Source organism: Pseudomonas agronomica, assembly GCF_025917275.1.
GTDB classification, from domain to species: domain Bacteria; phylum Pseudomonadota; class Gammaproteobacteria; order Pseudomonadales; family Pseudomonadaceae; genus Aquipseudomonas; species Aquipseudomonas agronomica.
In genome coordinates, this window is record NZ_JAOSHO010000947.1 from 1 (window position 1) to 785 (window position 785).

Genomic DNA, 785 nt, shown 5'->3' on the forward strand with positions numbered 1-785 from the left:
TGGTCTGTCCCCCTCGGTTCCTTAACAATCTTCAGATTATCGCGCTGGCTTGCATTTGTCTGCTCGGACCATTATCGGCGCAGGCCTGGACCGATGACGGCAAGACGATCGTCTTCAGCCATGGTGAGATCGACCATTGCAATCAATTCGCTCTCGAAGCAGGGGAGATAATGCTGGCTAGGCAATCAAATGAGCCGCCTCGCTACCAAAATGATCAATATGGTGCGCCTTCAGAAGCGAGGCTCGGCATGCGGGACATTTTGAAGAAATTGGTGCTCACATATCCTGCGCGAGACACTCCTGCAGAGAAACGGAGCGATCTCGAGGACTTTGTGAAAAAGGCCAAGCGTATTTGTATTAAGGCCTATATGGAGGCTGTGCCAGCGAGCCCAAGTCAGCAGACTGCTGCGCCCTAAGCGGTTTCAGGGACGAGGAAAAAGGGGACTGATTTGGATGGCACTTACTTAACCTTCTTCGGATGTCCATTCTTCCTGACCTCGGCCCTGGCTGATCGACGTGTTTTCATCAGCATGGGGTAAGGCTTGGGTCTTCGTTTTATGGCGCGCGGTTCAATCCTGCCAGGCCGTTGACCGACCCGTTTCTGGGCAATCAGCGCAAGCAGATTCAGCAGCCGATCCTCTTGCTCCTGAGCCCCGTACTGCCTCAACGCTAGGCACAGCTAAAGGCTATGCTTGAAGCTCAGTTCGCGAGGCAGACAGTCGGCTAGCAGAGCCGATTGCGCCATGAGCATCCGTATCAGGTTGTGGGCCAGCAAGTGTGGAAAC

General features: G+C 54.1%; 1 protein-coding gene and 1 pseudogene. One reads left to right on the forward strand and one right to left on the reverse strand.

What is annotated here, in order from left to right:
* On the forward strand, positions 1-416 hold a 416-nt coding region (locus OC610_RS28285; protein ID WP_264432993.1), incomplete at its 5' end, for a hypothetical protein.
* A gap of 44 nt (positions 417-460) precedes the next feature.
* Here the strand turns inward: OC610_RS28285 and OC610_RS28290 are convergent.
* Positions 461-785, reverse strand: a pseudogene (locus tag OC610_RS28290) (IS4 family transposase); the annotation flags it as partial.